This window comes from Enterococcus sp. AMC2644, from assembly GCF_058216475.1.
The window spans coordinates 536,138-553,630 of sequence record NZ_CM177095.1 but is presented as its reverse complement, the minus strand read 5'-3'; the positions used below and the strand labels follow the sequence as shown (position 1 = coordinate 553,630).

Genomic DNA, 17,493 nt, shown 5'->3' with positions numbered 1-17,493 from the left:
AAGATAACATTATGTTTTCCTACAGGCTTTTTATTTATAATTGAAAGGATTATTACAAGTTTATGGAAATTAAAATAGGAAGCATGTTGGTTTTAGCAGGAACATTATTATTAGTTGGCTGTGGTACAGAACAAACAGCCAATAAAGAAAATATAGAAGAATTTACTGATTATACGATTACGGGAGTAGAACCTGGTGCTGGTATAACTGAAGCTGCACATCATACAATGGCTGATTATGAAAATTTACAGAGTTGGACATTACAAGAAAGTTCAACTGCCGGAATGTTAGCTTCATTACAACAAGCAATTCGTAACGAAGAACCTATTATCGTTACTGGCTGGACACCTCATTGGATTTTTGAAGAATACGATTTGAAAATGTTAGAAGATCCAAAAGGAACAATGGGTGGCAAAGAAGAAATTCGGACGATTGCTCGAAAAGAGTTAAAAGAAGAACAGCCTGAAGCTTATAAAATTATTGATAATTTTAATTGGACATTAAATGATATGCAAGAAGTAGTGAATAATGGTGTTGATCGCCCATTCCCAGAAGTTGTGGAAGAGTGGATAGAAGCTAATACCGATAGAGTGTCTGAATGGACTAAAGGAATAAAGAAAGTTGACGGAGAAACTCTTGAATTAGTTTCAACTCCTTGGGATACAGAACGAGCATCTTCTGAGTTAATCAAGCAGGTTTTAGAAAGCCAAGGGTACACTGTAAAAATGACTGATGTAGAACCAGCTATTATGTTTCAAGCAGTGGCTTCTGGTCAAGCCGATTTTAGTGTAGCCCCATGGTTACCGCTAACTCATCAATCATTTTATGAAAAATATGGTGGCGACATAGATGACTTAGGTGCAAACCTAGTTGGTGCGCAAAATGGTTTTGTTGTACCAAACTATATGGATATTGATTCCATTGAGGATTTACAAGCAAAATAAAAAATAAGGCATCCGCGTGATGCCTTATTTTTCTGCAATTTTTTGGGCTTTTTGTGTATTGGCAAAATGTAGTTTAGCGTATTTAGATAAAAGTGGTAAGCCACCGTCTCTTAAAAGTTTTGCAGCCACTTGATCGGACTTATTACCAGCGCCTGAAGGAAGTGTGTAGCCAACTTCTTTAGAAGCTTGCTCCAATTCTTCTAAAAAATGTGCACGACATAAAATAGAAGCAGCAGCAACTGCTAAGTGGTATTGTTCTCCTTTGGTAATAAAATATAAGTTATCAGTAATCTGTTTTTTTTCCATTTTTAAATACTTGCGATAATTTGCTTCGCTTGTAAATTGATCGATTAGAATGCCTTCAGGTTTCGTTGGTGCAATTTTTTGTAGTAATAATTGAATCGCTTGATTATGTAGAGCGACTTTCATACGTACAGCATTATATTGTGGTTGAATCTGATTGTATTTTTCAGGCGAAACAGTCAATAATTGATAGGGAACGGCCTTTTTAATGGTAGGAGCCATTTGTCGAATTTGTGGGTCGGTTAACATTTTTGAATCTTTGACACCTAATTTTTTTAGCGTTGGCAAGATAGTAGTTTCTGCATAAACAGCACAAACGATTAAGGGACCAAAATAGCTACCGTTGCCAACTTCATCACTACCAATAATGCTTTTTTCGGCGAAGTTTTGTGGTAAATCACTACTACTTGAAGATGAAGAGGTAGTAGTAGTTTGCCAACGATTGGCTTCCTTTTCTGCTTGATTCCCTTGAAACATAATTTTTCCTGAAGTGTATGCAGTAATCGTAATACCATCTTTTTTGGCAACAAAATGTGTATAGGGTACTTGTTTATTCAAGATATATGATTGGTAATAATCAAGGACTTTGGGTAATTCATTTTTGGATAATTTAATGACACTTGTACTCATAAGTTCATTCCTTCCTATTTTTTGATTTTACCATACAAAAAAATTATTTTGAACATAGAAAAATTTTCTTGTTTCTTTTATAATTTTAAGAAGTGTGTAAAGAAAAAAACAATAGAAAGTGCTATAATAGAAAAGACTTGCAAGAATGAGGGAGCTGAAACATGTGGCGACGCAAAAGAAACGCTATAAAGCGATGATTGATAATCAAAGTTACACAATTATTGGTCCAGAAAGTACACAGCATATGGATCGAGTTACAAAACTTGTCAATGCGCAACTGAATGAAATTAAAGCTATTTCAACACATATGGATACAGAACAAGCAGCAATATTGTTGGCGATTAATGCAATTTCCGATCAACTGAAAAAACAAGAACAACTACTTTTGCTTAAAAAGAAGAACGAAGAACTTCAACAAAAGGCAATTAGAGTTGTTGAACTGGAGAATCGTATTCAACGAATTGAAGCAATCGAAGTTGAGGCAAAAGAGGTTCTTGAACGGACAGGACAAGCAGATAAAAAAATTCGAAATCACGTTGAAGCACAACAAATTTTGAATGAAGAACGGAAAAGAACGATACAGCAAAAAGCCTCACAGGGGTAGCAGAAAGGATACTTGAATGATTGGATTTTTACTCTTTTTAATTTTACTTTTCGCTTTTTATGAAGGTGCTAGAAGAAGAACTACTTTACAATTGGTCTATTTTGGAGGTTTTGTTGTTTCATTTTTGGTAGCAAAACATTTTTACCAATCACTTGGTGAAAAATTGGAACTATATGTGCCATATCTTTCTGTTTCACCAGATACTAAAATGACCTTTTATAGCCAAGAACTGTCGTTTGATTTAGATCAAGCGTATTATGCAGGAGTAGCGTTTATCTCTTTAATGGTTGTCGGTTGGTTAGTTACGAAACTAGTTGGAGTAATTTTAAGAGATTTACGTTTTAGAAATAGTTTGTTTGAATATGATTGGGCAGTTGCAGGTGTCTTGAATGTGATAATTACGTATACATTCATTTTCTTAGTTTTATTCCTGTTAACAACTATTCCACTTGATGCCATTCAACAATTATTTGAAAAAAGTGGTTCAATGAGTTTGATTGTTGAAAAATCACTGTTTTTATCTAAACAATTCCATCAATTATGGATCACAGATATTATTCGCTAAAAAAGTAGAGCAGCTGTGTTGTTAATCAACCCTGCTCTCTTTTGTTGGCAACAAAATGAAAGAAGAAATGTAGGTGAAGAATGAATGAATAAACGGATTTTAGAAACACTAGAGTTTACTCAAGTAAAACAACAGATTTCGCACTATTTAGTGACTGCTCAAGGACAGGAAGAATTGCGTGATTTATTGCCCGTGACAGACATCCAAGTCATTACTGCTTGGTTAGCAGAAACAGAAGATGGGATAAAAGCGCAACGTCTGCGTGGTGGAATTCCCGTACCTAAAATTGAAAATATTCGCCCTCATATGAAACGAATTGAAATTGGAGCCGATTTGAATGGTATCGAATTAGCACAAGTCTCACGAGTTTTGTCGACAACTAATGAAGTCAAATATTTTTTAGAAGATTTGCGTGATAGTGAAATTGAATTCCAACGTTTGTATGACTGGGAAGAGCAGCTAACGACCTTACCTGAGTTAAGTCGTCGCTTAAAAACCGCAATTGATGAAGATGGACGTGTAACTGATGAGGCTTCACCTGAATTACGAATCATTCGCGGAAATATTCGTCGTAGCGAGCAAACGATTCGAGAAACGCTAGATAATATTGTACGCGGAAGCAATGCTCGTTATCTAAGCGATGCGATTGTTACCATGCGTAATGAGCGTTATGTGATTCCTGTAAAACAAGAATATCGTGGTGTTTTTGGAGGGGTTGTACATGACCAAAGTGCTTCAGGGCAAACATTGTTTATTGAACCACGCCAAGTTGTAGAGTTAAATAACCGACTACGACAGCATCAAATTGCTGAACGCAATGAAATTTCTCGTATTCTATCTGAACTATCTGCTGAATTAGTTCCTTATCGTAAAAACATCATTCATAATGCTTATGTCATTGGGAAATTTGATTTTATGAATGCAAAAGCACGCTTTGCAAAAGAATTGAAAGCAGTCGTACCAGCAATTAGTGAAGAGAATCATGTCTTATTTAAACAAGCTCGTCACCCATTAATTGACCAAGAAAAAGTTGTAGCTAATGATATCTTGATAGGCGAAGATTATCAAGCGGTCGTTATTACGGGTCCGAATACTGGTGGTAAAACTATTACATTAAAAACTTTAGGTTTATTACAGTTAATGGGTCAATCAGGCTTACCAATTCCTGTTGAGGAAGAGAGTCAAATGGGGATTTTTAAAGAAATTTTTGCCGATATTGGCGATGAACAATCAATTGAGCAGAGTTTGTCAACGTTCTCTTCACATATGACAAATATTGTTGCTATTTTAGATAAAGTAGATAGTGAAAGCTTAGTTCTGTTTGATGAACTAGGCGCGGGAACTGATCCTCAAGAAGGCGCAGCATTAGCAATTGCCATTTTAGATGAAATTGGTGCAAAATCTGCTTATGTAATGGCAACTACGCATTATCCTGAATTGAAAGTTTATGGATATAACCGACCTAAAACCGTTAATGCTTCAATGGAATTTGATGTGGATACGTTAAGTCCGACATATCGTTTGTTAATCGGTGTGCCAGGGCGAAGTAATGCTTTTGAAATTTCAAAACGACTTGGTTTAACAGGGCATATTATTGATGCTGCCAAACAAATTATGGATGGCGAAAGTCAAGACTTGAATGATATGATTGCTGATTTAGAAAATAGACGCAAAATGGCAGAAACGGAATATTTAGAAGTTCGTCAATATGTAGACGAATCCCAACGACTGCATGAAGAGTTACAATCTGCTTATAGCTATTTCTTTGAAGAACGTGAAAAAGAATTAGCTAAAGCTCGTCAAAAAGCGAATCAAATCGTAGAAGAAGCGAAAGAAGAATCCGAGAAAATTATTTCTGATATTCGTAAAATGCAATTAACAGGTGGTCAGGGACGCGTAAAAGAGCATGAATTAATTGATGCAAAAACTCGTCTTTCAGGGTTACACCAAGAAGAAAATCACTTGAAGAAAAATAAGGTCTTAAAAAAAGCAAAACAAGCAAAAAAACTAAAAGCAGGCGATGAAGTCTTAGTCACTTCTTATGGACAACGCGGTGAACTAATTAAACAAACTTCGAATGGTCAGTGGGAAGTTCAATTAGGTATTTTAAAAATGAAAGTTGATGAAGTAGATATTCAACCGGTTGCTCCGATAAAAGAACCGGTTCAACGGATTGTCAACACTGTTCGTTCGGCGGATAGTTCTCATGTATCGAATCAATTAGATCTGCGAGGCAAACGTTATGAAGAAGCTTTAAGCGAAGTCGATCAGTATTTGGATGCCGCAATTTTAGCAGGCTATCCACAAGTAACTATTGTTCATGGAAAAGGGACCGGGGCGTTACGTCAGGGAATTATTGATTATCTGAAAAATCATCGTAGTGTCAAAAGTTATGAATTCGCTCCAGCAAACCAAGGTGGTAATGGGGCAACAATCGTAAAATTTAAATAACTTATCAAGAGTAAGCAAGATAGTTTTCAAGTGTAAATGAAGATGCTATACTCTTGATATTGAATATTGGAGGTTACAAAAATGGCAAAAAATATTACAGATGCAACATTCGCTGAAGAAACAGATAAGGGTTTAGTATTAATTGATTTTTGGGCAACTTGGTGTGGACCTTGTCGTATGCAAGCTCCAATTTTAGAACAATTAGCTGAAAATTATGATGAAGATGAATTCAAAATCGTCAAAATGGATGTGGATGAAAATCCAGAAACCCCAGCATCTTTTGGTGTAATGAGCATCCCAACATTAATCTTGAAAAAAGACGGTCAAGTTGTTGATAAAGCAATTGGTGTTCAAACAAAAGAACAAATCGAAGCAATGATTGCACCACACATGTAAGAATAAAACCTGAGATGTCATCCACATCTCAGGTTTTTTACTGCGAATCACTATGATTCGCCGAGTGGAATGAGAGCGAGAATAGCTGATGAGCAGTACTAGTCGAGTGGAACGAGAGTAGTGACCTCTCAAAGGAATCACGATGATTCGCCGAGTGGAACGAGAGCGAGAATAGCTGATGAGCAGTACTAGTCGAGTGAAGCGAGAGTAGTGACCTCTCAAAGGAATCACGATGATTCGCTGAGTGGAACGAGAGCGAGAATAGTTGATGAGCAGTACTAGTCGAGTGGAACGAGAGTAGTGACTCTTTAGGTTTGACTACAGTGATGGGACACAATTACATAAAACTAAAATGCTACGAACGAATGTTCTGATATGCTATAATAATACAGAAAGAACGGAGGCTGTCATTTGCATGAATGAGCAAATTAAAAATAAATTAGCATTATTACCCGATCAACCAGGCTGCTATTTGATGAAAGATAAAAATGGAACGATTATTTATGTGGGAAAAGCGAAAATTTTAAAAAATCGTGTCCGTTCTTATTTTACAGGAAGTCATGATACCAAGACAGAACGCTTAGTTAGTGAGATTGAAGACTTTGAATATATTGTAACTGAATCCAACATTGAAGCATTGTTGCTAGAAATTAATCTAATTAAGAAAAATGATCCTAAATACAATATCATGCTAAAAGATGATAAAACCTATCCTTTTATTAAAATTACGAATGAGGATTATCCAAGGCTATTAATTACACGGAAAGTTTTAAAAGATAAGGCACTTTATTTTGGACCCTATCCGGATGTTCGTGCGGCAAATGAAACCAAAAAACTGTTAGATCGCTTATTTCCTTTACGGAAGTGCAAAGTTTTGCCTAAAGAAGTTTGCTTATATTACCATATGGGTCAATGTTTGGCTCCTTGTGTTTTTGATGTTCCTAAAGAGACTTATACAGAAATGGTGAAAGAAATCAAGCAATTTTTAAGTGGCGGACATAGTGAGATTCAAGCAGATTTGGAAGCTAAAATGAATGATGCAGCAATGAATATGGAATTTGAAAAAGCAGCTGAATATCGCGATCAAATTCGAGCAATTGAAACTGTCATGACTCGTCAAAAAATGACACAAACTGATTTGATGGATCGTGATGTATTTGGCTATTCAGTAGATAAAGGTTGGATGTGTGTCCAAGTATTTTTTGTACGTCAAGGGAAATTAATTGAACGGGATGTCTCTATTTTTCCTTTTTATAATGAGGCAAGAGAAGACTTTCTCACATATATTGGTCAGTTTTATCAAGAAAATGAACATATTATACCTAAAGAAGTTCTAATTCCTGATGATATCGATCAAGAAAGCGTTCAAGCCTTACTTGAAACAAAAATTTTGCAACCCAAACGCGGAGAAAAGAAAAAACTGGTAGAATTGGCTAGTAAAAATGCAAAAGTTGCTTTATCTGAGAAATTTGATTTAATTCAGCGTAAGCAAGAACGAACAATTGGTGCCGTGGAAAAACTAGGCAATGTTATGGGTATTCCTACACCAACGCGAATTGAGGCGTTTGACAACTCCAATATTATGGGAACAGACCCTGTTTCAGCAATGGTCGTTTTTATTGATGGGAAGCCAGCTAAAAATGAATATCGTAAATATAAAATTAAAACGGTCAAAGGACCAGATGATTATGCTTCGATGCGTGAAGTGGTTTATCGCCGTTATGCACGAGTTTTAAAAGAAAATTTACCATTCCCAGACTTAATTATCATTGATGGAGGCAAGGGTCAAGTCGATGTGGCGAGAGATGTTTTAGAAAATCAATTAGGTTTGGACATTCCAATTGCTGGTTTAGCAAAGAATGATAAACACAAAACAAGTGAAATGTTATTTGGTTCTGAATTAGCCATTGTGCCTTTAGAACGTAACTCAGCAGAATTCTTTTTACTTCAACGGATTCAAGATGAAGTACATCGATTTGCGATTACTTTCCATCGTCAATTACGTAGCAAAAACAGTTTTTCTTCTCGTTTAGATAATATCGAAGGGTTGGGGCCAAAACGGAAAAAAATGTTATTAAAAGAATTTAAGTCACTGAAAAAGATTCAAGAAGCAACAGTAGAGGAGCTACGCGCACACGGTTTGCCAGAAAATGTTGCGAAAAATGTCTATCATGAATTACATCAAGAAAAGAGCTAGCTGTTAAAGCTAGTTTTTTTTCTTGATGAAAATTCAGAAAATTAAAACATTTCCTTGAAATATTTGTTGAAAATGAACTATAATACGAGGAAGGCAAATGAATAATTATAAAAATATTCATTACTTAGGAGGTTTACCTATGAGGAAAAAGGTAATTGGTTTAATAGGTATGTTAGTGGTTTTTCTACCTGTGTTATGGAGTATTGATGTATCTGCGCAGACGGATGATTCATTACAAAAAGTTTTAGATCGTGGGACATTAATAGTAGGAACATCAGCAGACAATCCACCTAAAGAATACATTCGTATGAATAATGGTAAAGAAGAAATTGTTGGATTTGATATTGATATTGCTAAGAAAATAGCTGAAGAATTAGGTGTGGAATTAGAAATTACCAATATGAAGTTTGACGGACTGGTACCAAGTGTTCAAGCGGGCGAGTTTGATATGGCCTTGGCTGGATTCAATCCAACACCTGAGCGCAAAGAAGTCATCAGTTTTTCAGACAGTTATCATAATCTGCCTTTTGTGGTTTTGACCACCAAAGATAAAGAAGAACAGTTTACATCACTTGAAGCCCTAACTGGCAAAGAAGTAGCGGCGCAAAAAGGCTCTACCCAAGAAACAATCTTACATGATTACATTGGTCATGCTCATCCCGTTTCTTTAGGGAAATTGCCAGAAGTGATTGCTGAAATTAATGCCGGAACTGTCGATGCCGGTGTTGTTGGTTATTTAGCTGCTCGAAATTATTTGGATATTTATCCGAATTTAGTCATTGCTGATATTGAGATTGAAGTACCAGAAGAAAAAACAGCACAGTCGATTGCTTTTCCAAAAGAAAGTCAAGCTTTGATTACGGAAGTCAATCGAATTATTGCTGATATGCAAGAAAAAGGTTTGATTGAAGAACTTTTAGAAAAAAATATTGAAGCCGCCAAAGTGGGAGATATTGACTCACGTAGTACCTTGCAAATTTATGGCCCACTCTTTTTAAAAGGTGCATTGACTACCATCGGTGTAGCATTTATCTGTGTAATTGCCGGAACTGTATTAGGAATATTAGTGGCACTATTGCGTTTATCATCGAATAAAATTATTAGTAGTATTGCTTATTTTTATATACAAGTATTACGTGGCACACCCGCGTTACTACAAGTTTTTATTTTTTATTTTGGTTTGTCAACGCTATTGAAAATCCCAGCTATCCACATTTGGGATATAAACATTGCACGTTTGATTCCAGGGTGTATCGCCTTATCCATTAATTCCAGTGCGTATGTTGCTGAGATTATCCGTTCAGGAATCAATGCCGTTGATAGTGGACAAATGGAAGCTGGCTATTCATTAGGATTAGATCAACGAACAACAATGAAAGAGATTATTTTGCCACAAGCGATTCGGAATATTTTACCAGCCTTAGGAAATGAATTTGTGTCAATGATTAAAGAGACATCACTGCTTTCGGTTATTGCTGTTTCAGAATTAATGTTTGTTGCTGATACAGTTAAAGCTGCAACTTATCGAACAATGGAATCGTTATTGATTGCGGCGGTTATCTATTTCATTATTACATGGAGTGTTTCTTGGTTAGTATCACGATTCGAGAAAAGACTGGCTCGTTCATCAAAAATTTAGAAGGAGATGAAAAAAATGACAGAATTGATTAAAATAGTCGATTTGCATAAAGCATTTGGCGACAATCAAGTATTAAATGGCATTGATACGACGATTCAAAAAGGAGAAGTAGTAGTTGTCATCGGTCCTTCTGGGTCGGGGAAAAGTACCTTTTTACGTTGTTTAAATTTATTGGAGGTACCGACAAAAGGTTCGATTATTTTTGAGGACCAAGACTTAACTAATCCAAAAATTGATATCTTTAAAGTACGAGAAAAATTAGGAATGGTCTTCCAATCGTTCAACTTGTTTCCACATAAAACAGTGATGGAAAATATCTGCTTAGCACCTGTAAAAGTTGGACTACGAACGTCAGATCAAGCCAAAGAAAATGGTCTACGTTTATTGAAACAAGTAGGTTTAGAAGAAAAGGCAAATGCTTATCCTAATTCATTATCTGGCGGACAAAAGCAACGGATTGCGATTGCTCGGGCACTTGCGATGGATCCGGATGTCATGTTATTTGATGAGCCGACTTCTGCTTTAGATCCTGAAATGGTTGGCGAAGTATTAAATGTTATGAAAGATTTAGCCCAAGCTGGTATGACTATGGTGATTGTGACACATGAAATGGGATTTGCCAAAGAAGTAGGTGACCGCGTGTTATTTATGGACGGTGGCAAAATTGTTGAAGAAGGAACGCCTGAAGCTTTATTTGATCGTCCGACACATCCAAGAACCATTGATTTCTTGAGTAAAGTATTACATTAATTAAAGATTGGAAGTAGTAGAACATGTATATTAAACCATTTGGCGTTGAACGTTGGCTAAGTATTTATGAAACAGAGGTAGATTATAATTTAACAAGTACGTCTATTATGCCATTTTCGTTACAAGAATTAATTCAATTAACTGGTGAAGATGAACAAAAAGTTAAAGAAGATATTTTTTCACGTAAATTAAATTATGGAGTTATTGAAGGACATCCAGATTATCGTGCTGGAATTGCTCAACTTTATGATAATATCAGCCAAGAGCAAGTTATTTCAACACATGGTGGTGTAGGTGCGTCTCATTTGACCATGGTAACAGTGATTGAACCTGGCGACCATGTAGTGGCAATCTTACCAGCATACCAACAAATTTATTCTGTTCCGGAGTCAATTGGAGCCAAAGTTGATTATTTATTTTTGGAAGCAACAGCAACAGGCTACACGATTGATTTGGATAAACTAGCCAATTTGACAACGGATAAAACAAAAGCGATTGTTTTTAACAATCCTAACAACCCCACTGGAGATGTAATCAGTGATGAACATTTACAACAAATGGTTGAAATTGCTCGCCAACATGATGCCTACTTGATTTGTGATGAAGCATATCGTGGGTTAACTCACAGTGTTGGCTTTTCGGCATCAGTGGCGGATTTATATGAAAAAGGAATTAGTTTAGGAAGTATGTCAAAAGCTTTTGCTTTAGCTGGTCTACGTTTAGGCTGGATTGCTTCTCAAGACCAATCATTTATGGAAGCTGTCCATATTCATCGTGATTATACAATGATTAGTAATGGAGGAATTGATGAATATATTGCAGCATTAGCGTTGAAACATAAAAATGTGGTTCATCAACGAAACATGGCAATTACAACTTCTCGTGCTGCGATGTTCACGAAATGGATTGATAGTGAGCCAAAGTTATCATGTACACCTTTTAAAGGGGGAACTGTCGCTCTGCCCTTTTACGAAAGTTCGCTGTCTTCTGAAGAATTTTGTCGACGCGTCATTGAAGAGCAAAGTGTTCTATTAATGCCTGGCTTTGTTTTTGATTTAGAACAATGCTTTCGTATGGGGTATGCTAGAGAACCAGAAGAGCGCATGATTGCTGGCTTGGAACGTTTGTCTGATTTTCTTGCAAAATTAGATAAATAAAGGAGAGTTATTGTGAGTAAAATTCGTGTATTAAGTCAACAAATGGTACAACTAGTTTTGTCACCTAAACAAACAATCGCAACAGTGGAGGAAGTTTATCGTAGTAAAGCTTTGGAAAACAGTACCCTGTGGCCGATGATTTTTTATGAGTTTGAACCTGGTGTTGCTGATATGGACATCAAATCGGGTTATATGAAAGAATTAGCAATCTATGGGTTAAAACTAGTTTCTTGGTATGGAAAAAATCCGCAGAAAAATCTACCTGCTTTATATGGGACAACCATGCTATTTGATAGTGAAACAGGGCAGCCCATTGGTTTAGTCGATGCTGGTTATATCACAGGTGTCCGCACAGGTGCTGCGGGTGCAATCGGAAGTAAATGGTTAGCTAGAAAAGATGCAACTACTTTGTTGATGGCAGGAACAGGACACCTAGCATTATTTGAAATTCTCAGTCATTTAATTGCATTACCTCAGATTCAAAAAGTGATTATAAGTAGTCCACGTAAGTTAGATTCGGCAGAAAATTTTGTGACGACTTGTCGTACGAAGCTTCTCAATCTAGTGGAAACAAGTCCATTGCTGGAAGAAATTCCTGAAATTAAAAAGAATATTCAAGAAATAGAATTTGTAGTATTACCATTAAAAGAGGCTGTGCCAATCAGTGATATCATTGTTACGGCTACACCTGCTAAAGAGCCCTTTATAAAAAAAGAATGGCTTCAACCAGGGACCCATATTAGCTGTATGGGAGCTGACATGAGTGGTAAGCAAGAAATTGACACAGCAATTATGGAAACAGCACGAATTTTTGTAGATGATTTGAATCAATCGATGACCATGGGGGAATTAGAGATACCCATTCGAAGCGGTAAAGTGCATCCTGAACAATTAATTGAAATCGGACAATTGTTATTAGGACAAGTTGCTGGACGTCAGTCTGCAGAAGAAATAACTATTTTTGATTCAACAGGAATTGCTTTGCAGGATTTAGCAGTGACCAAACAAATTTTAGATACTGCAGCAGAAAAAAATATTGGACAAGTAGTAGAACTATAAAAAAAGCTAGAAATCTTTCAAAAGGTTTCTAGCTTTTTTTATCTTTTGGGGATCCAAAAGTTTGGCTGTAATTTGACAAAAAATATATCACTTGATAATATATCATTAAGTGATATATCGGATGATGATATAGGTGAGGTGATTACGATGGATGAAACATTAACTGATTCCACCTATTTAATTTTATTAGCTTTATTAAAACCGCAGCATGGTTATGCGATTATGAAGGAAATAACTATTTTAACGGAGGGAAAAGTTGAGATTGGACCTGCAAGTATGTATACCATCTTAAAAAAACTAGTCAAAAGCGAATGGATTCAATTAGAAGAAAGCTCGGATCGCAAAAAAATTTATCATATCACATCAAAAGGGATTGACGTGTTAAAAAAAGAAGTCCAACGACGGAAAATATTTTATCAAGCGGGTGCAAAAATGTTGGAACCATTTGATTAGTGTTTGGAGGGTGTTAAGGTTGAAACGAAAATATTTATATAGCTTAGGTGTTAGTTTTTATGCAGAAAAAGAAATGTTACGCTTAGCGAAGCAGGCGCGAAAAGGCTGGCAATTTGTCAAAATGAATCAATTAGGTTTTTTGGTTTTTGAAAAAGCCCCAATCCAAGACAAGCAATTTGCGATTGATTTTTATACGGGAAATCAAACACAAGAAGAAATTGACGAGTATTTAGAGATGTATGAAGCGAGTGGTTGGACATATTTGAGTAATTACCATAAAAAGTATTTCTACTTTATGAGTGATCCAGGCACACCTAATATTTTTTCTGATAAAGCAAGTTACGCAGAGCGTTTAGAAGTGGAGCAGAAATGGTTGTTTAAAAACTCTTTTAAAACAACTATTTTGGGTTTTATAATTATTACATTAGTGACTATTTTGCTAACTTATCAAATTGTAGAAAAGAATTTTTTTATAGGCCTTTTTATAGGAGCAGGAACAGGGCTATTTTTCTTTCCGCTTATTTATTTTATTGGTGGTCGATTAATGCGTTGGCGTTATAAAGATCGTTCAGAGTTTTTTAGTAATCCTGAAAAATTTGCTAAGAAACAACGATTTTGGTTAGATACTTTATTTAATTTGTTATTAGGGGCCATTCTTGGTGGATTGATTGGTTTTATTTTTGGGTATTTTTTCTAAGAGAAATGGAGGAGGAGTCACTATGTTAGAAGCAAAACATTTAGTCAAAAAATTTGGCGAATATACAGCAGTCAATGATTTGTCATTTCGAATTCAAGATGGCGAAATTATGGGATTGATTGGACAAAACGGTGCTGGAAAAACAACAACGTTTCGTTTGATTTTGGATTTTCTACGAGCAGATCGAGGAGAAGTATTATGGAATGGTAAATCATTAAGTGCAAAAGATTATGATGTGATTGGTTATTTACCAGAAGAACGAGGTCTATATCCCAAAATATCGATTCAAGATCAGTTAATTTATTTTGCAAAGTTACGTGGAAAAACCAAAAAAGAAATTGAGCCCAAGATTGATGAGTGGATGGACAAATTTCAAGTAAAAGGGAAAAAAACAGATAAAATTAAATCATTATCAAAAGGTAATCAGCAAAAGGTGCAGTTGATTTCTACTTTAATTCATGAACCTAAGTTAGTTATTTTAGATGAACCATTTAGTGGTTTAGATCCAGTAAACGCTGAACTTTTAAAAGATGGTATCATTGAATTAAAATCAAAAGGCTCATGTGTTATCTTTTCTAGTCATAATATGGATAACGTAGAAAAAATTTGTGATCATTTAATTATGTTACGTGATGGTTCGATGGTTTTAAATGGAAAAGTTCATGAAATACGGGAATCGTTTGGTCGCACCAAAGTTTTTTTAGAATCGAATTTAAAGAAAGAGTCTATTGAGCAAATAACTGGTGTTCAACACGTTAAAACTCGTGAGGATAGTTCATTGGAGATTACTTTAATTAATCCTGAAGCCGGTAAAGAGTTATTTAATCTGGCAACAGCAGACGGTTATATTCCAATGTTTAATCAACAACCACCCACGCTAGAAGAAATTTTTAAATTGAAAGCAGGTGACATCAATGAATAAATTTTGGGTAATTGCAAGCGATGTCTACAAGAAAAATGTAAAATCAGTTTCATTCTTTATCATGTTGCTCGTACCATTTATTATTGGTGGTTTGGCTTATGCTGGTGGACAATTTGCTAGTCGTGCAAGTGATGTTGATAAAATTGCTTTAGTTTCTGATCAACATGAGTTAGCTCAAGCAGTCGCTCAGGTAGAAAATGATGATTATAAGTTTGTTGTGTTAGATTCTAAAGATGAAGCTGAAAAACAAATGAATGAGGAAGAAATTGATGCTTTTCTTATTTTACATGTAATGGATGATACGATAAAAGGAGAATTATTTAGTGAGTCAAGTTTAGGACAAACGACTGAATTAACGCTACAACAAATTTTATCAAGTATTCAAGGTTCAACTCGTGCGCAACAACTGGGCTTAACTACAGAACAAGTAGCAAGTCTTAGTCAATCGGCTGAATTTACTAAGCAAAAAGTAAGTTTTGATGATAATGGTAAAATGATTATTGGAGAAGACAATAGTGCAATCCAATATATCATTAGTTTTGGTGGAACGATACTTCTATTTGTTTTCATCATGACCTATGCGGGCATTATTGCCCAAGAAATTGCTTCTGAAAAAGGTACGCGTATTATGGAAGTAATTTTGTCAAGTACACGAGCACAAACACATTTTTATGGCAAACTATTTGGTATTCTATTAGTTGCATTAACACAAATGATTGTTTATGCGGTCGCATTTGCTATTAGTTATAACTGGGTGAAAGACATGGAAGCTGTTAAAACTTTCTTAGCAAATATCTCACTACAGGCTATTCTAGGTAACTTTTTAGTTTTCACATTAATTTTTGTTTTATTAGGTATTTTCATCTATGCTGTTTTGGCAGCTTTATGTGGATCATTGGTGAACAAAGCAGAAGATACATCTAAAGTGATTTTACCAGTTACGTATCTATCACTAGGTGGTTATATGCTAGGAATAATGTTAGGGGCAATGGATCCTAATAATATTGTGATTCGTGTGACTTCTTATATTCCATTTCTATCGTCTTATATTATGCCAATTCGCTTAGCAAATGAGACTGTCGGAATGGGCGGTGCATTAATTTCGGTTGCTATCTTATTGATTGCAACGATTGCCTTAACGCTTGGTTGTGCAAAAATGTATAAATCCAATGTATTGGTTTATAATGATAACGGTATTCTAGCAACGTTGAAACAGTCTTTCCGTTTAATGAAAAGCCAAAATTAATGAAAAACAGATTGATTGTATGAGCGCTCTTTTAGTCGCTTTATTATACGATCAGTCTGTTTTTTGTTCGTCTAAATTTCTTTTTTTCGGTACAATAAAGCCAATGAGGAAATTAGGAGGAATGTATTATGAAAAAAGCCTTATTTTATAGCAGTTTAATTGGTGCTGGGGTCGGACTTTATGCGCTATTCCGTAACCGACCAGAAACTATTACTATTGAGGAAGAGTTTCCAATGGATGAGCAAGGGTTGCTTAAAACGACGACAGAAGATCTTTTTTTAGTCGCATCAGATGGGTTGCCATTAGCAATAAGCCTTGTCCGTCCAACTTATCGTCCAATAAAAGCTGTTGTTCAAATTATCCATGGTATTTTGGAACATCGGAAACGTTATTTAGATTTTGCCAAGCATCTAGCAGAGAATGGTTACGCTGTGGTCATCAGTGATAATCGTGGTCATGGCCAATCGATTAATGAAGAATTTATTTTAGGGCATATGCCGGGAACCGAACGGATGGTGGAAGATCAAGTGAATATCACAAAATTTATTAAGCAACGTTTTCCTAATAAAGCCGTTTATTTATATGGTCATTCTTTTGGCTCAATGTTAGCTCGTGTCTATTTACAAAAGCATGATACAGAAATTGATAAATTACTATTAACTGGAACAGTCCAATACGAAAAAAATGTGAAACTAGCCTGCTCCATTGCGGAAGTAGCTAATAAAGTGGCTGGAGAGCATAGCTTTTCATGGATTTTGAAGAAATTATCTGATTTTGGGTCAGACGACAAAACATGGTTAACGACTAGTGCAGAACACTTGGAAAAAGCTATTAATGATCCTTGGATGATTCCAGGGTATGATAATCGGGGGGTGGCAACTATTTGGCACACCAATCGTGAATTAAAAAATTGGGTGAACTTTACTTGTCAACATCCGGAATTACCAATTTTAAGTATTACAGGTGCAGAAGATTGGAATATTACAGGTGGCGAGCAAGGGTTGTTAGATACAGAAAACACGTTACGACAAATTGGGTATCATAATATTGACATTATTGATTTACCACAGATGAAACATGAAGTTCTCAATGAAGTTGAAAATAAATTAGTGTATCAATTAATTGTGGATTTCTTTGAAAGTGGTTCAAAATAAATAGTTATTTGAGTAATAAGTGGGGAAACAGCGTCCATGTTTAGTTACTTATTGTGAAGGAGCAGTGGCGAGAAGCTGACAGGAAGTAGTTTCTGAAGTGAAACAAAGATAGGTAATAGCTGAGATAGGGCTTGTGGTGTATGAAAAAAGTAATTCGTGGTATTGATGCGATGTAAGGTCTAGACATGGATGAGAAGATTATTAAATTGTAAATAACTGAACAATAAACGAGTAGTCTATGAGTCAATAGAAGTAGTCAAATTACTCATTATAGTTCAGTTGTTTTTATTTAGTTTGCGGAGAGCCCCTCTCTAAATTTTCTTAAG

16 protein-coding genes are annotated in these 17,493 nt (G+C 35.6%); 15 read left to right on the top strand and 1 reads right to left on the bottom strand.

From position 1 onward, the window contains the following. Nucleotides 1–62 precede the first annotated feature (62 nt). Nucleotides 63–944 (top strand): glycine betaine ABC transporter substrate-binding protein, encoded by an 882-nt coding sequence (locus tag AC4BC5_RS02770; protein ID WP_490496649.1) that lies wholly within the window; start codon nt 63–65, stop codon nt 942–944. A gap of 24 nt (nt 945–968) precedes the next feature. Here AC4BC5_RS02770 and rnhC read toward each other — a convergent pair whose 3' ends face one another. Next, nucleotides 969–1,877: a ribonuclease HIII gene (gene rnhC / locus AC4BC5_RS02765; protein ID WP_490496648.1), complete on the bottom strand. Its 909-nt coding sequence runs from the start codon at nt 1,875–1,877 to the stop codon at nt 969–971. 163 nt (nt 1,878–2,040) lie between these two features. On the opposite strand from rnhC, the gene zapA reads away from it, so the two are divergent. The 14 genes from zapA (at nt 2,041) to AC4BC5_RS02695 (ending at nt 17,167) form a co-directional block, all read left to right on the top strand. Then, entirely contained in the window at nt 2,041–2,481 is a 441-nt protein-coding gene (gene zapA, locus AC4BC5_RS02760; RefSeq protein WP_490496647.1) for a cell division protein ZapA, read from the top strand. Nucleotides 2,482–2,497: 16 nt separating this feature from the next. Then, nucleotides 2,498–3,046 (top strand): CvpA family protein, encoded by a 549-nt coding sequence (locus tag AC4BC5_RS02755; RefSeq protein WP_490496646.1) that lies wholly within the window; start codon nt 2,498–2,500, stop codon nt 3,044–3,046. A gap of 84 nt (nt 3,047–3,130) precedes the next feature. Continuing rightward, nucleotides 3,131–5,497, top strand: coding sequence for an endonuclease MutS2 (locus AC4BC5_RS02750; RefSeq protein WP_490496645.1), 2,367 nt, complete (start codon nt 3,131–3,133; stop codon nt 5,495–5,497). A gap of 81 nt (nt 5,498–5,578) precedes the next feature. Beyond that, a complete protein-coding gene (trxA, locus tag AC4BC5_RS02745; RefSeq protein ID WP_207941181.1) occupies nt 5,579–5,893 on the top strand; it encodes a thioredoxin in 315 nt (104 codons plus the stop codon). Between the two features lie 415 nt (nt 5,894–6,308). Continuing rightward, nucleotides 6,309–8,090, top strand: coding sequence for an excinuclease ABC subunit UvrC (uvrC, locus tag AC4BC5_RS02740; RefSeq protein ID WP_490496644.1), 1,782 nt, complete (start codon nt 6,309–6,311; stop codon nt 8,088–8,090). A 139-nt stretch (nt 8,091–8,229) separates the two neighbouring features. Further along, nucleotides 8,230–9,729, top strand: a complete 1,500-nt coding sequence (locus AC4BC5_RS02735) for an ABC transporter substrate-binding protein/permease (protein WP_490496643.1) — start codon at nt 8,230–8,232, stop codon at nt 9,727–9,729. A gap of 15 nt (nt 9,730–9,744) precedes the next feature. Further along, complete coding sequence (locus AC4BC5_RS02730; RefSeq protein ID WP_490496642.1) at nt 9,745–10,479, top strand: amino acid ABC transporter ATP-binding protein; 735 nt, start codon at nt 9,745–9,747, stop codon at nt 10,477–10,479. A 23-nt stretch (nt 10,480–10,502) separates the two neighbouring features. Continuing rightward, complete coding sequence (locus tag AC4BC5_RS02725) at nt 10,503–11,636, top strand: aminotransferase class I/II-fold pyridoxal phosphate-dependent enzyme (protein WP_490496641.1); 1,134 nt, start codon at nt 10,503–10,505, stop codon at nt 11,634–11,636. Nucleotides 11,637–11,648: 12 nt separating this feature from the next. Further along, entirely contained in the window at nt 11,649–12,695 is a 1,047-nt protein-coding gene (locus AC4BC5_RS02720; protein ID WP_490496640.1) for an ornithine cyclodeaminase family protein, read from the top strand. 147 nt (nt 12,696–12,842) lie between these two features. Next, nucleotides 12,843–13,148, top strand: a complete 306-nt coding sequence (locus AC4BC5_RS02715) for a PadR family transcriptional regulator (protein ID WP_490496639.1) — start codon at nt 12,843–12,845, stop codon at nt 13,146–13,148. Between the two features lie 19 nt (nt 13,149–13,167). Continuing rightward, nucleotides 13,168–13,845 (top strand): DUF2812 domain-containing protein, encoded by a 678-nt coding sequence (locus AC4BC5_RS02710; RefSeq protein ID WP_490496638.1) that lies wholly within the window; start codon nt 13,168–13,170, stop codon nt 13,843–13,845. A gap of 22 nt (nt 13,846–13,867) precedes the next feature. Further along, nucleotides 13,868–14,767 (top strand): ABC transporter ATP-binding protein, encoded by a 900-nt coding sequence (locus AC4BC5_RS02705; RefSeq protein ID WP_490496637.1) that lies wholly within the window; start codon nt 13,868–13,870, stop codon nt 14,765–14,767. Continuing rightward, complete coding sequence (locus tag AC4BC5_RS02700; protein ID WP_490496636.1) at nt 14,760–16,013, top strand: ABC transporter permease; 1,254 nt, start codon at nt 14,760–14,762, stop codon at nt 16,011–16,013. The genes AC4BC5_RS02705 and AC4BC5_RS02700 overlap by 8 nt, the downstream gene beginning before the upstream one ends. A 128-nt stretch (nt 16,014–16,141) precedes the next feature. After that, complete coding sequence (locus AC4BC5_RS02695) at nt 16,142–17,167, top strand: alpha/beta fold hydrolase (protein WP_490496635.1); 1,026 nt, start codon at nt 16,142–16,144, stop codon at nt 17,165–17,167. Nucleotides 17,168–17,493 lie beyond the last annotated feature (326 nt).